This is a genomic window from Sphingobium sp. EM0848 (assembly GCF_013375555.1).
GTDB lineage: Bacteria > Pseudomonadota > Alphaproteobacteria > Sphingomonadales > Sphingomonadaceae > Sphingobium.
The window spans coordinates 889,715-912,193 of sequence record NZ_JABXWB010000001.1 but is presented as its reverse complement, the minus strand read 5'-3'; the positions used below and the strand labels follow the sequence as shown (position 1 = coordinate 912,193).

The following is a 22,479-nucleotide window of genomic DNA, read 5'->3' as shown; positions in this document are numbered from 1 at the left end:
TATGCATCATGATTTTGCCCGACACCACCCTCTGGCTTGCCTTGCTGCACCAGCTTCCGGCGAAGCCGCCCTATCTGCGCGTGAAAATCTGGCGGCGATTACAGGCGATTGGTGCTGTACCGCTCAAAAATGCGGTGCATGTCCTGCCGCGCTCACCGGAGTCGGAAGCGGCGTTCCGCGACCTGCTGGAGGAGATCACTGCCAGCGGCGGCGAAGCCATCATGATCGAGGCGAGATTGCTGGTCGGCCAGTCTGACAGCGACGTTCGTCTGCTGTTCGATACCGCGCGCGACGCCGATTATGACGAGATTGCGCAGGCTGCCCGGCGCCTGCTGGAAACGGGACCGGCAAGCGGGCCAGACATCACAAAGCTCCAGAGACGGCTTGAAGAGGTCGGCAGGCTCGACTTTTTCGGCGCGCATGGCCGACAGGAGGCCGAAGCCGCGCTCGCCGAACTGGATCGCCAGCGCTACCAGCATCCCGATGTCAGCCGGAGCGAGCCATCGGATGTTTCGGAACCGCTCAATCTGTTGGGTCGAACCTGGGTGACGCGGAGCGGCGTGCATGTCGACCGCATCGCCTGCGCCTGGCTGGTCCGCCGCTTCATCGATCCCGACGCCCGCTTCAAATTTGTCGACAGCCGCCATTACGATCCGGTCGACGGCGAGTTTCGCTTCGACATGGTGGATGCCGAGTTCACCCATGAGGGTGATCGGTGCAGCTTCGAAACGCTGCTGCTCCGCGCCAGCCTCACCGACGATCCGGCCCTCGTCGCGATCGGAGAGATCATCCACGAACTCGACATTGGCGACGGCAAATTCGCCCGGCCCGAAACAGCGGGCGTCGGCGCCATGCTGTCCGGCGTCTGCGCGTCCACCGATGACGACCTCCAGCGCATCGCGATGGCGAGCGACACCCTCAATCAGTTCCACGCCTTTTTCAGCAACAGGAAGTCCGACCGATGACGGCCAGCGCCTCTTCCATCGCCTCTACAGAAGCCCCTTCCGATGGGGACCACGGCATTTCCCTGAGCGAAGCCACCCGCGTCTGGGCGCGGATCGCGGCGCTCAGCTTTGGCGGCCCGGCCGGACAGATCGCGGTCATGCACCGCATCCTTGTCGAAGAGAAAAGGTGGATCGGGGAGGAGCGCTTCCTCCATGCCCTCAACTATTGCATGCTGCTACCGGGGCCTGAAGCACAGCAACTCGCCATCTATATCGGCTGGCTGCTGCACAAGACCAAGGGCGGGCTGATCGCGGGCGCGCTGTTCGTGCTGCCGGGTTTCCTTGCCATATTGGGCCTCAGCTACATCTATGTTCTGTTTGGCCATGTCTCCCTGATCGAGGGGCTGTTCTTCGGCCTCAAGGCGGCAGTGCTGGCCGTGGTCGTGCAGGCCGTGGTGCGCGTAGGCTCGCGGGCGCTCAAGAATGGAGTCATGCGAGGGATAGCGGTCGCGGCCTTCGTCGCGATCTTCTTCCTCAATGCCCCCTTCCCGCTGATCGTGCTGGCGGCGGGGCTGATCGGCTATCTCGGCGGGCGTAGCGGCATCGCCCAGTTCAAGGGCGGCGGCGGTCATGGCGCGGCCAGCGGCAACATTGTCCATGACCGCGACACCGCCTTGGGCGAGGCATTGCCCGACCATGCCAAGCCCAATCTCGGCTGGTCGCTGCGGATATGCTCGGTACTGCTGCTGCTCTGGTTGGGACCGGTTCTCGCCCTGTTCCTGACACTGGGGCCAAATAATGTGTTCTCGCACATCGCCAGCTTCTTCAGCCAGATGGCGGTCGTGACCTTCGGCGGCGCCTATGCGGTGCTGGCCTATGTCGCGCAGGAGGCAGTCGGCACTTTCGGCTGGCTGCGCCCCGGCGAGATGCTCGACGGCCTCGGCATGGCGGAAACCACGCCCGGACCGCTGATCATGGTGACGCAGTTCGTGGGCTTCCTCGCTGCCTTCCGTGATGCCGGGCCGCTCTCCCCGCTCCTCGCAGCGACATTGGGCGCGATTCTGACAAGCTGGGTGACATTCGTCCCCTGCTTCCTGTGGATCTTCGCTGGCGCCCCCTTCATCGAACGGCTGCGCGGCAACAGAGCCTTGTCCTCGGCACTCACCGCCATCACAGCCGCCGTGGTGGGCGTGATCCTCAACCTTGCCATCTGGTTTGCCATCCACACGCTGTTCGGACAGGTCAGGCCGATCGTGACGCCCACCGGTTCGGTAGACATGCCGGTGCTGGCCTCGATCAACATCCCGGCGGCGCTGCTGTCGATCGGCGCCATGATCGCGGTGTTCCGCTTCAAGATCGGCGTCCTGCCCGTTCTGGGCGCCTGTGCCGCAATCGGCGCGGCCTATGTCCTCTTCATCTGATGGGAGACCATGATGACCGACCTGTCGCGTAGAAAAGCCGTCAAGGCTCTGGGATTAGGAGCAATAGCAATGGCAGCATCAGAGACAGTCCAGGCGCAGGGCAGCCCGCCCGCAGCGGTTCCCGCCTTTGCCGGCAATCATCAGCCCAGCCCCCTCAAATTCGATCCCGCCAAATTGACCGGCCTTTCCGAAAAGCTGATCCGGTCGCATTGGGAAAATAACTATATCGGCTCGGTCAAGACGCTGAACGCCATCCAAACCCGGCTCGCCACCGCCATGGCCGACCCCGATCTACCTCCGGTGGTCTATGGGGGCCTCAAGCGGGAGGAATTGCACCGCACCGGCTCGGTCGTCCTGCATGAAATCTATTTCGATGGATTGGGGGGCAATGGACAGGCGGGAGGTCATATCCGGGATGCGCTGACCCGGACATGGGGTTCCTTCGATGCGTGGGCGGCAGAACTTCGCCGGACCGGCATGTCCTTGGCCGGCGGCTCAGGCTGGGCGATCCTCGCATGGAACCATCATACCCGTTCGCTCCACAATCACTGGGCATGGGACCATATGCACGGCGCCGCCGCCGGCATTCCGATCCTCGCCCTCGATATGTACGAACATAGTTTCCACATGGATTATGGCACGCAGGCCGCCAAATATATCGACGCCTGGTTCGCCAATCTCGATTGGGAAGCGATCGACAAGCGTTACGCCCAGGCGATCGCTTTGCCGCACTCCTGAGATGAAGGAGCCCTATCATGAAATGGGTTACACGCGAGCGCCCGAAGATTGACCGGATCGCCTGCCCCTGGCTGGTTACACGGTTCATCGATGACGATCCCGAATTTCTCTACCTCCCCGCAGGGGAAGTGTTTGAGGTCGCGAAGCGCGAGGGAGCCATCGCCTATGACATACCCGGCGCCGAACTCAGCCATGTCGGCGAGTTGTGCAGCTTCGATGCCTTTCTTGCCCGCTATGATTTGCACGATGCAGCGCTTGATCAGTTGGCCATGATCGTCCGAGGCGCGGATACGTCCCGGCTGGACCTGACACCCCAATCGGCTGGGCTGTTCGCGATTTCATTGGGGCTGTCGGCGACCCATGCTGATGATCATGCCATGCTCACGCAGGGGCTCGTCATCTATGACGCCCTCTATGCCTGGTGCAGATCCTGTCAGGGGGAGAGCCACAATTGGCCGCCGGAAGGATTTGCCGGAACCGGACGAGTCTCCTGATCTGCCTGAAATGAAGCGATCGAGGGCCATCACTCCCCCACCTCGTCACAAGCTTGCGCGGGAGGCGACAAAACCGAGCCGGACAGGACAGTCAATGAACCGAGGCCTGCTTTTATCCATTGCCCTGATGGCGGTCTGCGCTTGCGGTCCAAGCAAGTCCGCACGCCCGGCATCGTCGGCGCTGAGCCTGGAAGGAACGATTCCGTTACCTGACACCAAGGGACGGATCGACCATCTTGCTTATGATCCGGCCAGGCGCTTGCTGTTTGTAGCGGAACTCGGCAATGACAGTGTGGATGTGGTCGATCTTGCCTCTGGCAAGCGAATAACCCGAATAACGGGCCTGCATCATCCGCAGGGACTGGCGTGGCTTGAGAGGTCACGAGAACTGGCCGTCGCGACCGATGACGGCATGGTTCACTTTTACAAAGGCGACAGGTTCGAACTCGCCACGACTTTGAAGGTCGGAGACGATGCCGACAATCTGCGCGCCGATCAGCGAACTGGTAATGTGATCGTTGGATATGGCGGTGGCGCGCTCGCGATCGTCGATTGCAAAACGCATGCGCTTCTCAAGCGTTTGCCATTGCCAGCCCATCCCGAAGGCTTTCGCCTCGATGGCGACATAGTATGGATCAACCTGCCGGGCGATGGTTCGATTGTTCGCGCGGACCTGTCGTCCGGAAAGATCGTCGTGCGCTGGCCGACCGGGCTGCATCGGCTCAATTTTCCAATGGCATTTGATCCGGGCAGTCGGACGCTTGCTGTCGCCTATCGGCTGCCGGCGCGGCTTGTGCTTGTCGATCCCCTGACCGGGGCCAATCGGCAAGTGCTTGGCACGTGTGGCGATTCAGACGATCTCTTTTTCGATCGAACGGGAGTCCAACTCTTCGCACTATGTGGGTCCGGCGAAATCGATGTCTACCAGCGCAAAGCCTTGGGATATGTGCTGACGGACAGAATGGCGACCCGGCCGGGCGCTCGAACCGGGCTGTATGTCTCTCAGGAAGACCGCCTCTATGTCGCAGCGAGGGGGCAGGACCGTCAAAGCGCAGCAATCATGGTCTTCAAGGCAATCCATTGAATTGCGGCCTCTCTCCGCAGCCGACGACAACTTGCCCGGATGGCAGCTGACGAACGGCGGTAAGCTGCCGTTCACCAGGACGGGAGTTCAAGCTGGGACAAGGCTCTCTTCCCGAACATTGGACAGAAGCTAAGATTTTCCAGAATCACGGGAATCTGCTTTTCCTTTCTCATTCGGACCATTTCCCCGCCTGTCCATGCCCGGTTGATGGCGCGACACCTCAAGTTCACGGGGAGCCGGTGCCACCAGACCATCGGTCCAGCGCGCGGAAAGCTGGACGGGCTTCCACAGACCTCCACCTAAAATTGTCAATGCAGCCCCTGCACTGGCGCTTATAAACATGAGGGCGGCAAGCAGAAATTCCCCGCCAGTCATATCGGCAGCGGGATTTGCCATGACGATCTTGCGCAACCAGATACATTCGAACCCGGCAGATACGAGCAGTCCAAGCCCCGCCACGCGCAGGCCGATCTGGGCTCCCAGCTTTTCATACCATTGCGTCATGATGACACCTCTCCAGGGAGGATAGTTAATTGCGCATCACCGCATAGATTCTCGAGAGCGAGGCAGACCGATCCGCATTGAATTTTCGTAGGAAATGTCGGACGCTGCCCCCATTCATATGCAAATCATATGCCGACGGGCCTGACCTCCCGTGGAAACACAATGCCGATACGTGCGGTGGGAAACCGAGGCAATCGAAGGTCGAGCATTTGATGACGGTAATGGCGGAGGATATGTCGATCCAGGGAGCGAGCTCGCATGGAAAGCTTTCCCTACTTGCGCACGGCGCGCTGGGCGTCGTTTTCGGCGGCATCGGCACCACAGCACGAGCGTGTGATTATCCGTCGGCGCCAGGGACAAACTCGTCGGTTTCGCCTTCCACATTGAAGCGCAAACGATAGCCGATGCCCAGTTCATTGCCGATGATGCGTGGACGCTGCGGATCATGTTCCAGCTTCTGCCGAAGCGTCCGCACCAGAACGCGCAGATATTCGACATGATGCTCCTGTTCCGCAGGCCAGACCTGTTTCATGATCTGCTCATGCGTGATGACGCGACCGGGAAATTTGGCAAGCTGCGCAAGCACAGCATATTCCTTGGGCGTCAGATGCACTTCCTTGCCCGACTTGGTGACGGTACGCGCGATCATGTCAATCTCGACATTGCCGGCCCGAACCTTGGCAACCCCGCCATCCTTGGCCATCCGGTTGCGCAACGCGACCCGCACGCGTGCCAGCAGTTCGTCGGTATCGAACGGCTTGGTCAGATAATCATCCGCACCCAGATCCAGCGCCGTAACCTTTTGCTCCGTCGAATCCCGCGCGGAAACGATGATGAGTGTCGTATCGGAACGTTGTTTGAACAACGGCACCAGTTCCAGGCCGTCGCGATCGGGCAGACCAAGGTCGAGCAGGCTGATGTCGGGCCGCTCGGCTTCAAGCTTTTCCAGCGCCTCGCGCGCATTTCCAGCCTCTACCGTCCCATAATCGGCGCGGACCAGCGCCGTCTGGATGAGTTTGCGGATATGAGGTTCATCATCCACGATGAGCACCTTGTGACGCGTTTTCATTGATCGTCCTCATTGGGCATACTGGTGATGATCAGACGCTCAGGAATGGTGAGCGTGAAACAGGCACCATAAGGTTCTTCATTGTTCGATGCGGATACGCTCATCCCCATCGCTTCGGCAAAGCCCTTGACGATAGCAAGGCCAAGACCGGTGCCATGCTTGACCCGATCCGATCCCTCCATGCGCGTGAACGTATCGAAGACGCGCGCTTCGCTGCCAAGCGGGATACCAGGACCCTGGTCGATCACGGACAGATTAAGAGCGTCTGGAAAGCGCTGCCCCCTTATGGTCACGGGCGTGCCGGGATCGGCATAGCGTCCGGCATTGTCGAGCAGGTTGATGAGGCAATGATGCAGCAGGGTGGGATCGACCTTGACCAGCGGAATATCGGGCAGGATGTCGACCTTCACTTCATGGCCCAGCAGCGATTGCCGCGTATCATGGACAGCGCTGGCTACGGCATCGAACAGATCGACAGGTTCGATCTTGAGCGGCAGCGCCCCTGCCTCCACCCGTGCCATATCGAGCAGGTTTGCGACGAAACGATTGAGGCGCTGCGCCTCGGTATCGACCGTGTCCATCAATTCAGACGGATGGCGCCGCCTGAGTTCGTGCATGGCCGAGATGATCGTGGTGAGCGGCGTGCGCAGATCGTGGCTCACCGAAGACAGCAGTGCCGACCGCAGCCGATCACGTTCCCTGATCTGGCGTGCGTCGAGCATCTCCTCTTCCAGGGTCATGCGGTCAAAGGCAATGGACGCCTGAGCGAGGAGGCTCATGAGCAAGGGAACCTGATCCGACCGCAGCGGCTCACCCGCATCTTCCCTGGCAAGGCCCAGCACACCCAGCACCCCGCGCTTGGTACGCAAGGGATGAAAGAGCCAATCCGACGCCGTGAGTGTGGACGACCCGCGCCCTGCCGGCTGGTCATTGTCCATGGCCCATTGCGCAGCCGCCCGTTCGATCTGCTCCAGCCGGTCTTCGGGCGGAACCGCCGCGCGCAGTTGCGGGCCATCCCGCGAGGGCAGGAGCAGGACGGTGCGGACATTGAACAGGCGTGCTATTTCCCCGCAGATCGCCTGCATCAACTCTTCCTGGCTCGCCGCCGCCGTGAGTTCACGGGAAAAGCCCGCCAGGGCCGCATTCTGCCGCGCGCTCATATGGGCAAGATCGGTCTGGGCGTGCATGCGCGCGGCAAACTGGCTCGTGACGATGGCAACGCCCAGCAGCACGAAGATGCTGACGACATTTTCGGGATTGCTGACCGTCAATGTTCCGGTCGGTGGAAGGAAGAAGAAATTATAGGCAAGGCTGGAAAGGATGCCGGCGAACAGCCCGGCCCTCAAGCCGAAGGAGGCCGCCGCAAACATGACAGGCACAAGGTAGAGCAGCGCGATATTGGCGAGATCAATCGTCTCGACCAGCAGATGGCCGGCCCCGGTCATCGCCACGATCATCAGGCTCGTCCAGAGATAGTCGGCGGGCTTGCCCCAGTTCCCGCCCGTCAGCGCGGCTGCCGCGGCAGCCTGTCGCCCACCGTCATCGCAGGGTAGCACATGAACCGCGACATCCCCGGTTGCACGCACCAATTTGTCGACAACCGACCCGTGACGCAATTCGAACCACCAGGATCGCGATGCCTTGCCGATGACGATCTGCGTCGCGCGGGCATCGGCGACATAGCGCCGCAACCCTTCGACCACGCTTGATGCGGGAATCGTCGCCGTGGTTGCGCCAAGGCGAGACGCCAGCGCCATGGTGTCGGCCAGTTGGGCTCGTTCCGCTTCCGAAAACTGGAGGCTGCGCTGCGTCTCGATATGCACAGCGCTCCATGGCGCCTTGAGCGCATCCGCCAGCCGCTTGGCGGCGCGGACAAGACCCTGGGCGCTGGGCAATTCGCTGATGGCGACGAGGATTCGCTCGCCCGCGGCGAAGGTGCCTGCCAGCGCGTGGGCCCGCACATAGTCCAGCATCTGGGCATCGACCGCCTGCGCCGCGCGGCGGAGCGCCATCTCACGCAGCGCGGTCAGATTGGATTTGGAGAAGAAATGGTTGAGTGCCCGGCTGGCTTCGGCCGGGATATAGACCTTGCCTTCCTTCAACCGCTCGATCAGTTCGTCGGGCGGGATGTCGACAACCTCGATTTCGGCCATTTCGAGAATGGAGTCGGGAACGGTTTCCCGCACCCGAACACGCGTGAACGACGCAACGATGTCGTTAAGGCTCTCGACATGCTGGATATTCACCGTCGAATAGACGTCGACCCCAGCGTCCAGTAGTTCGACGACATCCTGATAGCGCTTGGGATGGCGGCTACCCGGCGCATTGGTGTGCGCCAGTTCGTCGACCAGCACGAGTTGAGGATGACGGGCCAGGATGGCGTCGATGTCCATCTCTCCCAATTTGTGGCCTTGGTGATCGACATCGCGCCGGGGAATGACCTCATGCCCTGACAGCAGCGCTTCGGTTTCGCGGCGGCCATGGGTTTCGACCACGCCCACGACCACATCGATCCCTGCCTTGAGCCGCTGCATCCCATCGGTCAGCATCTCATAGGTCTTGCCGACGCCGGGCGCAGCGCCGAGAAATATCTTGAGACGGCCACGGCCCTCCTGCGCCGCCTGACGCAGAAAGGCTTCGGGATCGCGGCGGTCCGGGTCGTTCATAGGCTCTGACTAGCGCCGATCTGGTCCAGCCGTCGATTGATTTCGAGAACGTTGACCTGGCGTTCTCCAATGAAGCCGAGGATCGGCTGTTCGATGCTCTGCTGGACCAGGGCACGGACCTGCGCGGGCGCCAGGCCACGTACCCTCGCAATCCGGTCGACCTGATAAAAAGCCGCATCGGGGCTGATATGGGGGTCGAGCCCCGATGCGGAGGCTGTCACCAGATCGGACGGAACGGGGCGACCGGGTGAGGCAGTCTGTTCGGTTTTGATGTCCTGCGCGACCCGCGCGACCAGCGCCTTGCTGGTGGGACCGAAATTGGAGCCGGAGGAGGCAAGGCCGTCATAGCCCTTCCCCGCAGCGGAGGGACGGGGATGGAAATAGCGGTCGTTCATAAATCCCTGCCCGATCAGGGCCGAACCGATGACCCTGCCGTTCGCCTCGATCAGGCTGCCATTGGCCTGGGACGGGAAGATTGCCTGTCCGATGCCAGTCAGCACCAGGGGATAGACAAGACCAAGCAGCAGGGCAAAGAGCAGCGTCATGACCATCGCCGGGCGGAAGGAGGTCAATATGTCCTTGTTCATGATGTCATTTCCTCAGGCGAGGCCCAGGCCGTTGACGACCAGGTCTATGAGCTTGATCCCGACAAACGGCGCGACGAGGCCGCCCAGACCGTAGATGGCGAGATTGCGCGCCAGCAGCGGCCCGGCGCCGATCGGGCGATAGGTCACGCCCTTCAGCGCCAGCGGAACCAGCAGGGGTATGATGAGCGCATTGAAGATGATCGCTGAGAGGATCGCGCTTCGTGGCGTCGCCAGCCCCATGACATTGAGCACGGCGAGTCCCGGATAGAGCGCCACGAACATGGCCGGGATGATCGCGAAATATTTGGCAACGTCATTGGCGACCGAGAAGGTGGTGAGCGCCCCGCGCGTCATCAGCAGTTGCTTGCCGAGGCCCACGACCTCGATCAGCTTGGTCGGATCACTGTCGAGGTCGACCATATTGCCCGCCTCGCGCGCGGCCTGCGTGCCGGTGTTCATGGCGACACCGACATCGGCCTGCGCCAGAGCGGGCGCGTCATTGGTGCCGTCGCCGCACATGGCGACCAGCCGTCCGCCCTGCTGTTCCTTGCGGATCAGGGCCAGCTTGTCTTCCGGCGTGGCTTGGGCGAGGAAATCGTCCACCCCGGCCTCGGCGGCGATGGATGCGGCGGTCAGGGGATTGTCGCCGGTGATCATCACCGTGCGGATGCCCATCTGGCGCAGTTCGCCGAAGCGTTCGCGGATGCCGGCCTTGACGATATCCTTGAGAAAGATGACGCCCAGCAGCCTTCCGTCCTTCGCAACGGCGAGCGGCGTTCCGCCGGCTCGCCCGATTTCATCGGCGATGCGACGCAAGTCCTGCGTGGGCACTTCCTTGTCCAGGCCCGGATTGGCGCGCAATATGCTGTCCACCGCGCCTTTCTGGATGATGCTGCCATTCCATTTCACGCCAGAGATGCGCGTCTGGGCGGTAAAGGGAATGACCTCCGCGTCTTGCGGAAGGCTGGTAACGGTCTGACCGAAATTCTCGCGGGCAAGCAGGGCAATGGAGCGGCCTTCGGGCGTTTCGTCGGCGAGGCTCGCGAGCAGCGCGGCTTCCGCGAGATCGGCCTGGCTCGCATTACCGACCGGGCGGAACTCGGTGGCCTGACGGTCGCCCACGGTGATGGTCCCGGTCTTGTCTAGCAGCAGCGTGTCGATGTCACCCGCCGCCTCGACCGCGCGGCCCGACTTGGCGAGCACGTTGAAACGCACCAGTCGGTCCATGCCCGCAATGCCGATGGCCGACAAAAGGGCTGCGATGGTGGTTGGAATAAGGGTGATGAGCAGCGCGGCGAGAATCGCCACTGGCACCCCGCCGCCCGCATAGGTGGCGAAGCTTGGAATGGTTCCCACAGCGATCAGGAAGATGATGGTAAGGCCCACCAGCAGCAGCGTCAGCGCAATCTCATTGGGCGTCTTCTGCCGTTCAGCGCCCTCGACCAGAGCGATCATGCGGTCGAGAAAGCCCTGACCCGGATTGACCGTCACGCGGACCCGGATCTGGTCGGAAATGACGCGCGTGCCCGCCGTCACCGCCGAACGGTCGCCGCCCGCCTCGCGGATCACCGGCGCGGACTCGCCGGTGATGGCCGCTTCGTTTACCGAGGCGACGCCGGAAACAACATCACCATCCGACGGGATCAGGTCGCCGGTTCCCACAAGAACGATATCGCCCAGCCTGAGCGCACTGGCCGGGATCGTCTCATAGTCCCGGCCATCGCCCTTCAGACGCTTGGCGGTGAGTTCCGCCTTGGTCGCGCGCAGAGAGGCGGCCTGCGCCTTGCCGCGCCCTTCGGCGATGGCTTCGGCGAAGGTGCCGAACAGCACCGTCAGCCAGAGCCAGATCACCAGTTGCAGCTTGAAGCCAAGCGCGAGGCCATCATGGCCCACGACCAGCAGCACGGTCAGCAATGTCGCGACCACCGCCGTGGTGAACATCACCGGGTTGCGGATCAATTCCTTCGGGTTGAGCTTGCGGAAGGCGTCGCCGATCGCTGGAAGGATCAGGTCAGCGGTGAAGAGCGATTTGGACGCTTTGCGTGCCATTGCTATGCTCCGATTAGAAAAGCTGGCCACGGATCATCGCGAGATGATCGGCGATGGGACCAAGGGCGAGGCTGGGCAGGAAGGTGAGACCGCCGATGATCAGCACGATGCCGACCAGCAGGCCGGTCCATAGCGGCCCAGTGGTGGGGAAGCTGCCCGCCGTTTCGGGCGTGTATTTCTTCGCCGCCAGGCTGCCTGCGATGGCGAGCATCGGCACGATGATGAAGAAGCGGCCTACCCACATCGCGACGCCCAGCATGCCATTGTAGAATGGCGTATTGGCGGTCAGCCCGGCAAAGGCGGAGCCATTATTGCCCACGGCCGAGGTAAAGGCATAGAGGATTTCGGAAAATCCGTGCGGTCCCTTGTTGAGCGGTCCGGCCAGCCCGGCGGGCAGGACAGATGCGATCGCTGAAAAGCCAAGGATGATGAGCGGCAGCACCGCGATGGCGAGAACGGCGAGTTTGACCTCGCGACTTTCGATCTTCTTGCCGACATATTCGGGTGTGCGGCCGACCATCAGCCCCGCGACGAACACGGCAAGGATGGCAAACAGCAGGAAACCGTAAATGCCGGCCCCCACGCCGCCGACGACGACTTCGCCCAACTGGATATTGAGCAGCGGGATCATGCCGCCCAGTGCTGTGAAGCTGTCATGCATGGCGTTGACCGCGCCGCAGCTTGCCGCAGTCGTGACGACCGAGAAGAGCGCCGAGGCGGCGATGCCGAAGCGCACCTCCTTGCCCTCCATATTGCCGCCGGGGACGCCCAGATGGTGGAGGACCGGGTTGCCGGCCGCTTCCTGCCAGTAAGTGATGGTCACGCCGATCAGGAAGATGGTCAGCATGGCGGCGAGGATCGCCCAGCCCTGACGCGGATTGCCGACGGCCTTGCCGAACGTCCAGGTCAGGCCGAAGCCGATCGTGAAGATCGACAGCATCTGCACCAGATTGGTGAGCGCCGTCGGGTTTTCGAACGGATGGGCGCTGTTGGCATTGAAGAAGCCGCCGCCATTCGTGCCCAGCATCTTGATCGCTTCCTGACCGGCGACCGGACCAAGGGCGAGGGTTTGCTTAACGCCTTCCAGCGTGGTCAGGTCGACCGATCCGGCCAAGGTCTGCGGCACGCCGCTGGCGATCAGGAAGATCGCATAGACGATGCAGATGGGCAGCAGCAGATAGAGCGTCACCCGTGTCATATCCGCCCAGAAATTGCCGATGGTCGTCGCGCTGCGCCGGGCGAACCCACGGAACAAAGCGAAGGCCAGAGCAATACCCGTCGCCGCCGACAGGAAATTATGGATGGTGAGACCCAGCATCTGGCTGAGGTTCGACAGTGTCGATTCCCCACTATAGCTCTGCCAATTGGTGTTGGTGGTGAAGCTGACCGCCGTATTGAACGACAAATGCTCACTCGTGCCTGCATAGCCCAGGGGGTTGAGCGGCAGTAGGCCCTGAAGCCGTAAAACGGCATAGGTGAAGAGCAGCAGCGCGGCGTTGAAGATCAGCATGTGGACGGCGTAGCGGCGCCAGCCCTGCTCCTCGTTCGGGTCGATGCCCGAGAGGCGGTAAAAGCCACGTTCGACCGGGCCGAGAACCCCATGCAGCGGCGTCCTTCGGCCTTCATATAAGGTGAAGAGCCACAGGCCGACCGGTTTCGTCAATGCCAGCAATATGCCGACAAAGACGAGGATCAATATCCATCCCTGAAATGTCATGATGTCGCCTCCCGTCAGAAGCGTTCCGGCCGCGCGAGGACGGCCACAAGATAAATGAGAAGGCCGATCGCGGTCAGCGCGGCCAGCCAAAGGTCAATTGTCACGTCCGATGCTCCTCATGTCCTTTTCCAATGCATGGCCGAAGAATCATGCATGGTCACAAAGGGCGGCGTAGCCGAGCGTTGCAGCCAGCAGGCCAAGGATGAGGCCGATCCAGAGGATGTCCTGCATTATTCATCTCCCGCACGGCGTAGGGGCCGCGAGAGTTGCGGCTCCGATTCGTGTGCCGCCAGTGAACTAGGCTATCGCGCCATTTGATTTCGAGAGACAGGACCACGGGAAGACATAGTAATTACATATGATTTCCGTGTTTTTTGCGCCCAGCCGCCCAATATGCGCGGCTCACCGGGCTGGCATGCCGTGCTGCGGCACGATGACGCAACCGCTACGAAATCGCCGGTATGCGGGCCGCTTCGATCTGGGAACCTCGACGACGTAGCATGAAAGCCAGACGCAAGAACTGGAACGACAGCCGATGGAGACACCAGCGGACGGCCCGGCGCATCGCCGCTCCTGCACGGTCGCGTTGCAGCCGCGACGGGAAGTGCGTTACGCGGTCCAAGGTGTTTCTACGGATGCGCGTCACAACCATCGCGCCCGCTTGAACCGGATGAACAACGCGACGCACAGCAAGGCGATCACGCCCAGCACGATGAAATAGCCATATTGGGTCTTGAGTTCAGGCATATGCTCAAAATTCATGCCGTAAATTCCGGCAATGGCCGTCGGCACCGCCAGGATCGCAGCCCAGGCCGCAAGCTGGCGGGTAATCACGCCCTGTCGCTGGGATTCGAGCAGATGGCTGACCTCGAACACCGAGGTCAGCACCTCGCGAAGATTTTCGACCATCAGCTCGACCCGACGAACATGGTCAAGCACGTCTCCGAAATAAAGGCGAACCTCGACATCCAGGCAGGGCAGGTCCAGATGCACCAACCGGCTTACCACTTCCGACATTGGCCCAAGGATGCGCCGGAAGCGCATCAACTCACCCCGCAGCGTGAAGATGCGCATCACCTCGTCGCGGCCCAGAAACGTGTCGAGCGCCCGATGCTCCATCTTGAGCACATCTTCCTCGATCGTCTCGACGATCGGCTGATAGCCATCGACAATAAAATCGAGAATCGCGTGAAGCACATAGTCGACACCATGGCTCAGCAGGGAAGGCGCAGCTTCGAGCTGGGCGCGCAGTTCGCTATGCGCCCGTGCCGAGCCATGCCGGACGGTGATGATATGGTTTTCGCCCACGAAGATCGCGGTTTCGCCATAGGCGATGGTGTCGCCTTCCAGATGGGCGGTGCGTGCGACGATGAAAAGCTGATCGCCATAGACATCGACCTTGGGCAGCTGATGCGCCTTCAGTGCGTCTTCGACGGCGAGCGGATGGAGTCCGTAATTTTCCTGAAGCATTCTCAGTTCCGCTTCGTCCGGCTCGACCAGCCCGATCCACACAAAGTCGGAGGCTTGGGTGATGGGTGGCCGATGATCGAGCGACACCGGCTCCGCAGGCTTGCCATCGCGATATAGATAGGCGGCCACAACGCTCATAAAGACTCCAGCCAGGCATGGGCTTCAAATCTGCCAGATCGCTACACCGGCTGAAATGAGAGCCAGCCGAACCATGCCAAGCGACAATAGTCAATTGTGTGAGCCGCTGACGGCCTGCTGCCGTTCACGGGAGCGATCGGCGGCATCCACAAGCGGCATGACGGTGTCTATCGGTAGACCTGCGGCAGTCACAGCCTTCCGCCAACTGCGCTCATCTCGGCGGGGACGCTCCAGGGGCCTCGCGCATAGCGCTCCCATGTGGCGCGATTCGCCCTTCAGTGCGATCAATTCTCCATAATCTGGTCAAATATCAGGGGCATCCGATAATGGCGCGATGTCTGTCTCGCCATATCTATGCACCACTCATGATCATCACCATGACCCGCCGGTTCAAGGGCTCCCTCATTCCGTCCTCGCCCCTGCGAGCCGGGGATCGCTCTCCCGCTCCAGAAATCTGCAAATTCGATAGAGGCACGCCCAAGGCGACAAGATTTTTTGACACCCTGTCTGCCCGAACCAGGCTCAGCCGGTCATTATAGGCATCGGGTCCCGCCCCGTCAGTATAGCCAATGACAGACAATTTATGGTCGGTGCCTGGATTCGCCGCCACGAACGCTGCCAGATCCTGCTGCGCCTTTTCGCTGAGATCAGCCTTGTCGAAGTCGAAATAGAGGGCGAGCGGAGGCGCCTGCGACACGGGAGCTACGACATCGCGCTTTTCCGGCATGGGGTAGACAGCGGCACGACACTCCTCGCTGCTCCACGCCATGCCCTCCAACCGCATGTGGCGGTCCCAGCGCAGTTGCAGCCGACATATCTGGTAGGCTGTCCCAGATCCGGTATAGAAATTGAGGATATAATCCCACCTGCGTTCACCGAACAGGCCTTCATGGAAGTGCGGTACGCCCAACAAGGCATCGGCCTGACGCTTGGTCATGCCCGGCGTCAGCAGGCGTGGCATTTCGAGCGGCAGGAAAAGACCTTCACGGCGGGTTGCGTGTGCAGGGTCGGGGAAATCCGACAAGGGGGCGATATCCGGCAGAAAGACGGGCTCAGCCGCCTGCGCCTGAAGCATCGACAGGGCCAGGATGAGTCCCCCAAAGCACCAGCCAAGCTTAGAATGCGATACCGAGTCCGGCATTGGCGCCTCCCTGATTGCGGCTGTTATAAGTCGCAGCCGCGCGAATGATCAGGCGGCCATTGTCGGAAACCTTGGACAGGCCCATGGCGATGGCATGTTCGCCCTGCCAGGTGCTCATACCAACGCCCAAGGTGCCCGTCCCTGCTTCTGAAAATTGCGGGATGCCGGCCATTGCCATGGACGCCGCTGTGCCACCCTCGGCATCGCGGCGCAGATCGCGCAGGCCATTGCTGAGCAAATTGAACCGGACGTCCGTATAGGCATTGGCAACGTCAACCGCCTGTCCCATGCCGTTTTGCAACTGGCGCAGGTTGACCGCATCCGTGGCCGCCGTGGCATCGGCCACATGGGTGATCTGCCGTTCAGCCCCCGCGCTGCCAACCGATACGCTATTCGCCCTATCAGCCACGGATGCGTAGCCCAGCGCGACACTTGATGACGCCAGTGACTGCGCTTGGGTGCCGACCGCCACGCTGTTGAGGCCAGACGCCACCGCGCCAGCTCCCGCGGCCAGCGTGTCCGTCCCGCTTGCAACGGGTTTGGCATAGCCGGAGCTGTTGTTGACCTGAAGGAAACCGGCGCGCCCTTCCTGAAGATCCGTGATCGCAGTCAGATTATAGCCGAGTTGCGGGTCGCTCGCGGCCAGGGCGTTGATCCGCGCGTCCGTATAATTATTGGCAATGGTGACGGCCTGTCCCATGCCGTTTTGCAGCTGGCGCAAATTGACCGCATCCGTGGCCGCCGTGGCATCGGCCAGATTGGTGACCTGCCGCTCCGCGCCCGCACTGCCCACCGATACGCTGTTCGCCCGGTCGGCCACCGATGCATAGCCAAGGGCGACGCTGGACGTGGCCTGCGCCTCAGCCTGCGTGCCGACGGCCAGACTGTTGACGCCTGACGCCACGGCGCCCGCTCCTGCGGCCAGCGTGTCCGCGCCGCTCGCAACGGGCTTGGCATAGTTGGAACTGTTGTTCACCTGAAGGAACCCCGCCCGCCCTTCCTGGAGATCGGTGATGGCGGTGGTGTTATAGGCCAGCTGTACATTGGTCGCATAAAGCTGCGCGCCATTCACCGCGTCGGTCGAGGTGGCGCTCAGATTTCCGGCAGCAACCCCGGTGATCTGCTGATCGACACCGCCGCGCGCCGCATTATAGGCTTGGACGGCGGGGTCGTAGGGAAGCGCGTCCTGAGGCGTTCCCCCTCCTCCCCCGCCGCCGCTGGAGGCGCTGGCCAGTTGCGAAACATTGACTGCATCGCTGCCAGCACTGCCGGGTGCGAGATTTTTGATGGTCGTGCCGCTCACGCCGCCCAGAAGGATGCTGGACTTCGTGATGTCCTGATATTTGACCGCCAGATCGTTCAGCGCGGCCAGATCATAGCTGAGTTGGGTGATGGCCGCGCTGTTCTGGGCCACCAGATCGTTCGTTGCCTGAAGTTGCGATCCGTTGATCGCATCGGTGCTGGTGGCGCTGACCGTCCCGGCGCTGAGATTGGTGATCCGCGTGCCGGAAGCGCCTTGCAGGGTGACGAGCGTGCGTGCGCTGCTGTCATATTGCACGGCATTGGCTGTCAACGCCCCCAGTGCATCGTTGACGGCCTGCAACTGCGCCACATTGACGGCATCCGTCGGATTGGCGCCAGCGGCAAGGCCGGTGATGCGGCGTCCGCCGATGTTCACCTCCGCGCTGGCTGTGCCACCGACGAGATAAGCGGGCAGATTGAGCGTCAACCCGTTCGCGACCGATCCCGAACCCAGCGCGACGCTGCCTGCCTGTGTCACCGACGCACCCGAACCGATCGCGACCGCATTGAAGGCGCCGATGGAGGTATTGGCGAGATTGCCGATGGCGATGGCGTCCAGTTCCCCCGCACTGGCTTGCAGGCCGGGCGTGCCCAATCCCGTTATCTTGTTGCCGCCGAAGGAAATGCCCTTCGGTGTCAGAAGGCTGAAACTGTCCGATGTGGTTTCGCAGGTGGGATCTGCCAGCAGGTTGACGGCATTGCCATTGATGTCGAGTGCGTTGAGGCTGATCGGCGCGCCCGCCGCCGCGTTGCTCAGTGCCGAACTGATGCCCAGATTGATATTCACCAGCGGCAAGGCATTCAGCGTCGACTCCACGGGTGCCAGCACGGGTGTGATGACGTCCCCGATGGTCTGGGTCAGCACTGATTTCGGCAGGCTGACACCCGAACAGGCGCTGACCACATTGGCATGGGCAGTGATGCTCTGGCCAGCCCCAGCCAGCAGCGCGGCCGTCATCAGCCATCGCCCCGACGGCAATGTTCGTCGTTTCCCCCATGCTTCAGCCACAACGGCTTTGGATATCTCTGGCGATGCTTCGTCCGGCATGACTTGGCCCCGTTGAGGGAATGTCCACTCGCGCCTCCCCCGGCGATAGCGCGAACCGAAAATTCCACGTCCCTGGGGCAAAATGCGGGTCGTGCGGCTAAGACCGTGCGAAGGCCCGCATATATGATTTTACGAAAAATACGTATTGCCCATGCGATCGAAACAATCCCTCGCCATCAATAAATCCTTTGATTTTTTGGTGCTTTGGCAGGAATTTCGCGTCAATATCGGGTCGACAGAAGATTATCATTACGATAGCGTTTTAATAAAATAAGATGGTCGGATGTAATTTACGAACATCGGATGGGATTGGCAGGAGACAGGGAGCGCAGGACATTGGAGGACATTCCGTCAGGCCAGATCGTTACCGCCACAGCCCTGATTCGGCATTTTGCGGTGCATTCACGTCATGCGCTGCACGAACCCGTCCACATCATGAATCATGGCCATATCAACCTGTCGCTGATTTCGACCGAATTGTTCCTCCGCCTGTCCAATGGTCAGCAATCTGTTCCCGATACCGGCCATCTGGCCGCAAGGTTCGATATCCTGCTCGACATGATCGCGACGCAGGTGATCTTGGCCGATCAGCAGCTTAATCTGATCCGCATCAATCTTGCGGCGCGCAAACGGATGGAGGTGAGCGAAGAGGATGTGCGTGGCACGCCCGTGTCTCAACTTCTGGCGGGCCAGGATTATCATTTCGCCCTCCGCGCTCTCGAGAGGGTGCGTGACACAGGTGTCGCGGAAGAGTTCGAGCTTAACCTTCCGGGCCGGCGTCCCCTGATCTTTCGCTTTCAGATCACGCCTTTCCCAGGTGGCTTCGTCCTATTGGCCGATGAAATCAGCGACCGCGTGACATTGCGCGATCAGGACGCGCGGACAGCCGCCTATGAAGATCTGATCGACGGCTTGCCAGGCCTCGCCCGCGGGGCCTTCAATATCAGGGGCAGCGTGACCCACGCCTCTCCCGCGCTGGCGCAATTGATAGGGACCGATGAAAGTCGCATCGTCGGTGTCAGATTTGCGACCCTGTTCGACGCATCGAACAGGGGAACGATCGGCGATGCCATGGAAAGCCTGCTGACATCCGGAACGCCGTTTGGCATGGCCGCAGGACTGGTGGGCAGTGACGCCGGGAGCAAGGCGATCTGGGTCCATGCGGCGCCCCTCCGCTCGGCCGATGGGCAGGCGGGAGGCATCTTCCTGATCGGCCCCCCTCCGGAGGACGATCGCCTCCCGGCCGTTTAACCGGCCGTTTAATAGGTGATGGTGACAATCACGCTGTCGGCATAGGGGCCAGCCTGCACCCATTGCCCTGCCGGAATCCGGCCATAGACAGAGACGGTCTGGCTGAAGGACAAAAGGCCCGTCAATGTAGCGCTCACGGTGCTGGTGCCCGCCGAACCCGTACCCCAGATGGTTGTCCGGCTGCTGTTCGTGTAGAGATTATAGTTCAGACCTGACGCGCCCTGCGACATTTGGCGGGCGAGCACATTGCCCGAATTGCCCGGACTCATGGCGATGTCTATGGTTCCGGCCAACGAAACCAGACCCGTGCAGCTGAGCGTGACGCTCCCGGAACCGTCTTTCGGGCTGGAGGAGCCGGGGTCATAGCCGCCAAAGCTCACGCCTGTCGTCGAAGCCGAACAACTGCACAGCGTGCACGCCCAGCCCGGTGTTGCCATGGTCATGCTGGCCAGAGCAACCAGCCCATATCCAACGGCCTTCATCATTTTCCCTCCTGCAATGCGGTACAGGGCACGGGCGCGATTCTCGCCACGGCCTGATCGGCTGGCAAGGCCGGAACAACTGCACGACATGCCATAGCTGGGCCGGTCAGCACAATCTCTTGCCCGGCATGCGCGTCGGCCAGGAATACTGCGCCATCATGACCGGTGATGCCGGGTGCAGAATCAGCCGCAGTGACAGCCAGCCCCTCCGCGACCGCGACCCCATCCGCATCGACCAGACGCAATGTGACCGGATGGGTCGGCGCGCCCCCGAAGCTGACCTTGACAGCTTGCCTGTAGCCGGGAACCACGGTTTTTTCCGCTGATGTGACCATCGTATCGATGGGCAGATCATCCAGATCCACAGCAATCCGATTGGCCGAATAGGGTTGCAGCCCGGTGATGACGGCTCGCCTGCCGTCACCCGCCTTGCGCGCGACCGGGCGGTTTTCGAAAAGGACCGTCACCGCCTGATCCGCGGTTACATCGACCACGGCAAAGGCATAATCGAGTTGGGGCACGGCGACGATCTTCCCACCCACCCGCAAAAGCGCGCCCCGCGCCTGCAAACGCATGCCTTCGACATCGCCCATACGGCTTGCTGACAGATCGATATCACCCGCCGCCGTGCGCCACGTAACACCAGCTTCCATGAGCGACAGGTCCTGAGCGTCGCGTGAGGCAAGGAAGCGATAGCCCCAGCCCTTGTCCGGCGGCGGGGTCTGGTTGACGCTGGCGGCGACGCGTTTTCCATCGACGAACAGTCCCGCACTGGAGCGCGCGCCAAAAGGCAAGGTGAGCGATCCGAACAGGCTGTTATTCCGTTGTTCCGCCATCCGCGTCTGCCGCGCCCCCAGCGACAGCCAGGCGGGCCCGACATTGGTAGCGTAGGAAACAGAGCCCGTGGAAAAGTGGTGCCCCTCCCCTCCATCCGTTTCCAGATAATTGGCGTACATGCTACCCAATCGACCAAGAGCCAGACTGCCCGCCACGATCAGTTCCCGGCGGCTTTCCGGTGCAGGATTGTCATCACCGACCTGAACGAAGGCGGCATTTTCTTCCTGATAGCTGGCAGTCACGGAATAGCGCGGGGTGATGCGTTGAAACTGGGCGCGCCACATGAAACCATCGCCGAAACGGCTTTGCGATCCCGCCGCTGACAATGCGATCTCGCCCCAGGAGGACAGTATGACACCCAGACCCAGCCCGGCCATCTGCACATCCTTGCTCGCCTCCACACGCCCGGCCAGCGTCAGTCCGCCGCCAAGACCATGGCGCCAGAAACCAGCAGCGAAGGGCGCGCCATAGGAAAAGCTCCGTTCGCCGAAATCCTTGCGCAGAAACCCCGCCTCCAGCGAGAAGTCGTCCAGCCCTTCACGCAGCAGCCGCGGGCTGGTGTAGAAGCTTTGCGTAACGGTGTGCGCGGTGCCGTTGGCGTCGCGGACCGTCATCGTCACCTCTCCTGCACCCGTGAAGACGGGTTGATAATCAATCGTGAAATCACCCGGCTGCACGGCCATGCTCTGGCGGCTGCTGACCGCCGCCAGTTCCACCACCGAAGGCAGGGTGGAAGAGCCGGACAGCCGGGGCAGGGCATAGGTGATATCATCAGGCGCCAGTGAGAAATCCGTGCCCAACCGTATCCCCGCAAACCGAACCGGCTGGTTCCAGTCGGCGCCGCGCGTCACTGCATCGCCCAGCATCAGCCGAAGGCGCTGATCGGGAAAGTCACGGATGAAATTGCTGTCAAGCCGGATCGCACCCCGGCTATCCGTGCCCTGCTGCACCAGCGCAGTCGTGCCGATAACACCCCAGCCGCCCGACATCCCTGCATCCAGAACGGCGGAGGCGGCCCATTGCCCACTCCATCGTGACAAGGACAGATCATAGCCAATATATTGAGCGGGCGTGGCCTCCATGACAGGCAGGCTGTGTTGCGATCCCCCGACATACAGAGTCGGAAACAATGACGGCGCCGCATCGATCAGCAACGTCGCGCCCGTGCTGTCCAGCTTCGCTGAAAGGCCGGGCAGTCCATCCAGAGAGGAAAAATCCGCGCCGTCCACGCGGATCTGCGGACGCCCCTCGGGCAGTTGCAGGCCCCATTGGCCCAGCACGTCCTGCCTTACGAACAATTGCCCCTGGCTTTTCACGATCAGACAGGGGTCTCTGACCGGCTGCCCGTTGACGATAACGCCGACAGGTATGGCCCGCGTCTTTGGCAGCATCTCTGGCGTCGAAACCGTCGGAACCGAGAGGGCCATGGGCAGGCCGGACGCCATGGCCGGCCTGCCCATGGCGATGAGCAGGGTCACGACCAAGATCGATGTACCTTGCCCCACGCGTCGCAATGCAGGGGCGGTTATCATCGAAC

Annotated in this window: 18 protein-coding genes; 6 read left to right on the top strand and 12 right to left on the bottom strand. The window is 61.7% G+C overall.

The window, feature by feature from the left end:
• Positions 1–8 precede the first annotated feature (8 nt).
• The 5 genes from HUK73_RS04410 (at position 9) to HUK73_RS04390 (ending at position 4,681) form a co-directional block, all read left to right on the top strand.
• Positions 9–965, top strand: coding sequence for a chromate resistance protein ChrB domain-containing protein (locus HUK73_RS04410; RefSeq protein ID WP_176590817.1), 957 nt, complete (start codon positions 9–11; stop codon positions 963–965).
• Positions 962–2,365 carry a chromate efflux transporter gene (chrA, locus tag HUK73_RS04405; RefSeq protein ID WP_176590816.1) on the top strand — a complete coding sequence of 468 codons (1,404 nt, stop codon included), beginning with the start codon at positions 962–964 and terminating at the stop codon, positions 2,363–2,365. The genes HUK73_RS04410 and chrA overlap by 4 nt, the downstream gene beginning before the upstream one ends.
• 69 nt (positions 2,366–2,434) lie before the next feature.
• Positions 2,435–3,103 (top strand): superoxide dismutase, encoded by a 669-nt coding sequence (locus tag HUK73_RS04400; protein WP_176590815.1) that lies wholly within the window; start codon positions 2,435–2,437, stop codon positions 3,101–3,103.
• A 17-nt stretch (positions 3,104–3,120) separates the two neighbouring features.
• Positions 3,121–3,597: a chromate resistance protein ChrB domain-containing protein gene (locus HUK73_RS04395; protein WP_176590814.1), complete on the top strand. Its 477-nt coding sequence runs from the start codon at positions 3,121–3,123 to the stop codon at positions 3,595–3,597.
• A gap of 94 nt (positions 3,598–3,691) precedes the next feature.
• On the top strand, positions 3,692–4,681 hold the full coding sequence (locus tag HUK73_RS04390; RefSeq protein ID WP_176590813.1) for a YncE family protein: 990 nt from the start codon (positions 3,692–3,694) through the stop codon (positions 4,679–4,681).
• Positions 4,682–4,810: 129 nt separating this feature from the next.
• Here the strand turns inward: HUK73_RS04390 and HUK73_RS04385 are convergent, their stop codons facing one another.
• The 10 genes from HUK73_RS04385 to HUK73_RS04340 all read right to left on the bottom strand — a co-directional run bounded on the left by HUK73_RS04385 (position 4,811) and on the right by HUK73_RS04340 (position 18,282).
• A complete protein-coding gene (locus HUK73_RS04385; RefSeq protein WP_176590812.1) occupies positions 4,811–5,185 on the bottom strand; it encodes a hypothetical protein in 375 nt (124 codons plus the stop codon).
• A 337-nt stretch (positions 5,186–5,522) separates the two neighbouring features.
• Positions 5,523–6,254, bottom strand: a complete 732-nt coding sequence (locus HUK73_RS04380; RefSeq protein ID WP_176590811.1) for a response regulator transcription factor — start codon at positions 6,252–6,254, stop codon at positions 5,523–5,525.
• Entirely contained in the window at positions 6,251–8,920 is a 2,670-nt protein-coding gene (locus HUK73_RS04375) for a sensor histidine kinase KdpD (protein WP_176590810.1), read from the bottom strand. Before HUK73_RS04375 ends, HUK73_RS04380 begins: the two co-directional genes overlap by 4 nt.
• The gene (gene kdpC / locus HUK73_RS04370) at positions 8,917–9,507 is read right to left on the bottom strand and encodes a potassium-transporting ATPase subunit KdpC (RefSeq protein WP_176590809.1); all 591 of its coding nucleotides are present in this window, start codon (positions 9,505–9,507) and stop codon (positions 8,917–8,919) included. Before kdpC ends, HUK73_RS04375 begins: the two co-directional genes overlap by 4 nt.
• A gap of 12 nt (positions 9,508–9,519) precedes the next feature.
• Entirely contained in the window at positions 9,520–11,556 is a 2,037-nt protein-coding gene (gene kdpB / locus HUK73_RS04365) for a potassium-transporting ATPase subunit KdpB (RefSeq protein WP_176590808.1), read from the bottom strand.
• A gap of 13 nt (positions 11,557–11,569) precedes the next feature.
• A complete protein-coding gene (kdpA, locus tag HUK73_RS04360) occupies positions 11,570–13,273 on the bottom strand; it encodes a potassium-transporting ATPase subunit KdpA (RefSeq protein WP_176590807.1) in 1,704 nt (567 codons plus the stop codon).
• A 14-nt stretch (positions 13,274–13,287) separates the two neighbouring features.
• Positions 13,288–13,377 carry a K(+)-transporting ATPase subunit F gene (gene kdpF, locus HUK73_RS04355; protein WP_176590806.1) on the bottom strand — a complete coding sequence of 30 codons (90 nt, stop codon included), beginning with the start codon at positions 13,375–13,377 and terminating at the stop codon, positions 13,288–13,290.
• 538 nt (positions 13,378–13,915) lie between these two features.
• A complete protein-coding gene (corA, locus tag HUK73_RS04350; RefSeq protein WP_176590805.1) occupies positions 13,916–14,881 on the bottom strand; it encodes a magnesium/cobalt transporter CorA in 966 nt (321 codons plus the stop codon).
• 352 nt (positions 14,882–15,233) lie between these two features.
• Complete coding sequence (locus tag HUK73_RS04345; protein ID WP_176590804.1) at positions 15,234–16,022, bottom strand: OmpA family protein; 789 nt, start codon at positions 16,020–16,022, stop codon at positions 15,234–15,236.
• Positions 15,997–18,282: a YadA-like family protein gene (locus HUK73_RS04340; protein WP_176590803.1), complete on the bottom strand. Its 2,286-nt coding sequence runs from the start codon at positions 18,280–18,282 to the stop codon at positions 15,997–15,999. Before HUK73_RS04340 ends, HUK73_RS04345 begins: the two co-directional genes overlap by 26 nt.
• 426 nt (positions 18,283–18,708) lie before the next feature.
• Between HUK73_RS04340 and HUK73_RS04335 the strand changes: the two genes are divergently transcribed.
• Positions 18,709–19,623: a PAS domain-containing protein gene (locus tag HUK73_RS04335; RefSeq protein ID WP_176590802.1), complete on the top strand. Its 915-nt coding sequence runs from the start codon at positions 18,709–18,711 to the stop codon at positions 19,621–19,623.
• Positions 19,624–19,631: 8 nt separating this feature from the next.
• On the opposite strand, the gene HUK73_RS04330 is transcribed toward HUK73_RS04335, so the two are convergent.
• On the bottom strand, positions 19,632–20,108 hold the full coding sequence (locus HUK73_RS04330) for a spore coat U domain-containing protein (RefSeq protein WP_176590801.1): 477 nt from the start codon (positions 20,106–20,108) through the stop codon (positions 19,632–19,634).
• The gene (locus tag HUK73_RS04325; RefSeq protein ID WP_176590800.1) at positions 20,105–22,474 is read right to left on the bottom strand and encodes a fimbria/pilus outer membrane usher protein; all 2,370 of its coding nucleotides are present in this window, start codon (positions 22,472–22,474) and stop codon (positions 20,105–20,107) included. The genes HUK73_RS04330 and HUK73_RS04325 overlap by 4 nt, the downstream gene beginning before the upstream one ends.
• Positions 22,475–22,479 lie beyond the last annotated feature (5 nt).

What these genes read in the sequence shown, in the direction of transcription:
- HUK73_RS04410 (WP_176590817.1), top strand. Translation starts at nt 9, where the DNA reads ATGATTTTGCCCGACACCACCCTCTGGCTTGCCTTGCTGCACCAGCTT.
- chrA (WP_176590816.1), top strand. Translation starts at nt 962, where the DNA reads ATGACGGCCAGCGCCTCTTCCATCGCCTCTACAGAAGCCCCTTCCGAT.
- HUK73_RS04400 (WP_176590815.1), top strand. Translation starts at nt 2,435, where the DNA reads ATGGCAGCATCAGAGACAGTCCAGGCGCAGGGCAGCCCGCCCGCAGCG.
- HUK73_RS04395 (WP_176590814.1), top strand. Translation starts at nt 3,121, where the DNA reads ATGAAATGGGTTACACGCGAGCGCCCGAAGATTGACCGGATCGCCTGC.
- HUK73_RS04390 (WP_176590813.1), top strand. Translation starts at nt 3,692, where the DNA reads ATGAACCGAGGCCTGCTTTTATCCATTGCCCTGATGGCGGTCTGCGCT.
- HUK73_RS04385 (WP_176590812.1), bottom strand. Translation starts at nt 5,185, where the DNA reads ATGACGCAATGGTATGAAAAGCTGGGAGCCCAGATCGGCCTGCGCGTG.
- HUK73_RS04380 (WP_176590811.1), bottom strand. Translation starts at nt 6,254, where the DNA reads ATGAAAACGCGTCACAAGGTGCTCATCGTGGATGATGAACCTCATATC.
- HUK73_RS04375 (WP_176590810.1), bottom strand. Translation starts at nt 8,920, where the DNA reads ATGAACGACCCGGACCGCCGCGATCCCGAAGCCTTTCTGCGTCAGGCG.
- kdpC (WP_176590809.1), bottom strand. Translation starts at nt 9,507, where the DNA reads ATGAACAAGGACATATTGACCTCCTTCCGCCCGGCGATGGTCATGACG.
- kdpB (WP_176590808.1), bottom strand. Translation starts at nt 11,556, where the DNA reads ATGGCACGCAAAGCGTCCAAATCGCTCTTCACCGCTGACCTGATCCTT.
- kdpA (WP_176590807.1), bottom strand. Translation starts at nt 13,273, where the DNA reads ATGACATTTCAGGGATGGATATTGATCCTCGTCTTTGTCGGCATATTG.
- corA (WP_176590805.1), bottom strand. Translation starts at nt 14,881, where the DNA reads ATGAGCGTTGTGGCCGCCTATCTATATCGCGATGGCAAGCCTGCGGAG.
- HUK73_RS04345 (WP_176590804.1), bottom strand. Translation starts at nt 16,022, where the DNA reads ATGCCGGACTCGGTATCGCATTCTAAGCTTGGCTGGTGCTTTGGGGGA.
- HUK73_RS04340 (WP_176590803.1), bottom strand. Translation starts at nt 18,282, where the DNA reads ATGACGGCCGCGCTGCTGGCTGGGGCTGGCCAGAGCATCACTGCCCAT.
- HUK73_RS04330 (WP_176590801.1), bottom strand. Translation starts at nt 20,108, where the DNA reads ATGATGAAGGCCGTTGGATATGGGCTGGTTGCTCTGGCCAGCATGACC.
- HUK73_RS04325 (WP_176590800.1), bottom strand. Translation starts at nt 22,474, where the DNA reads ATGATAACCGCCCCTGCATTGCGACGCGTGGGGCAAGGTACATCGATC.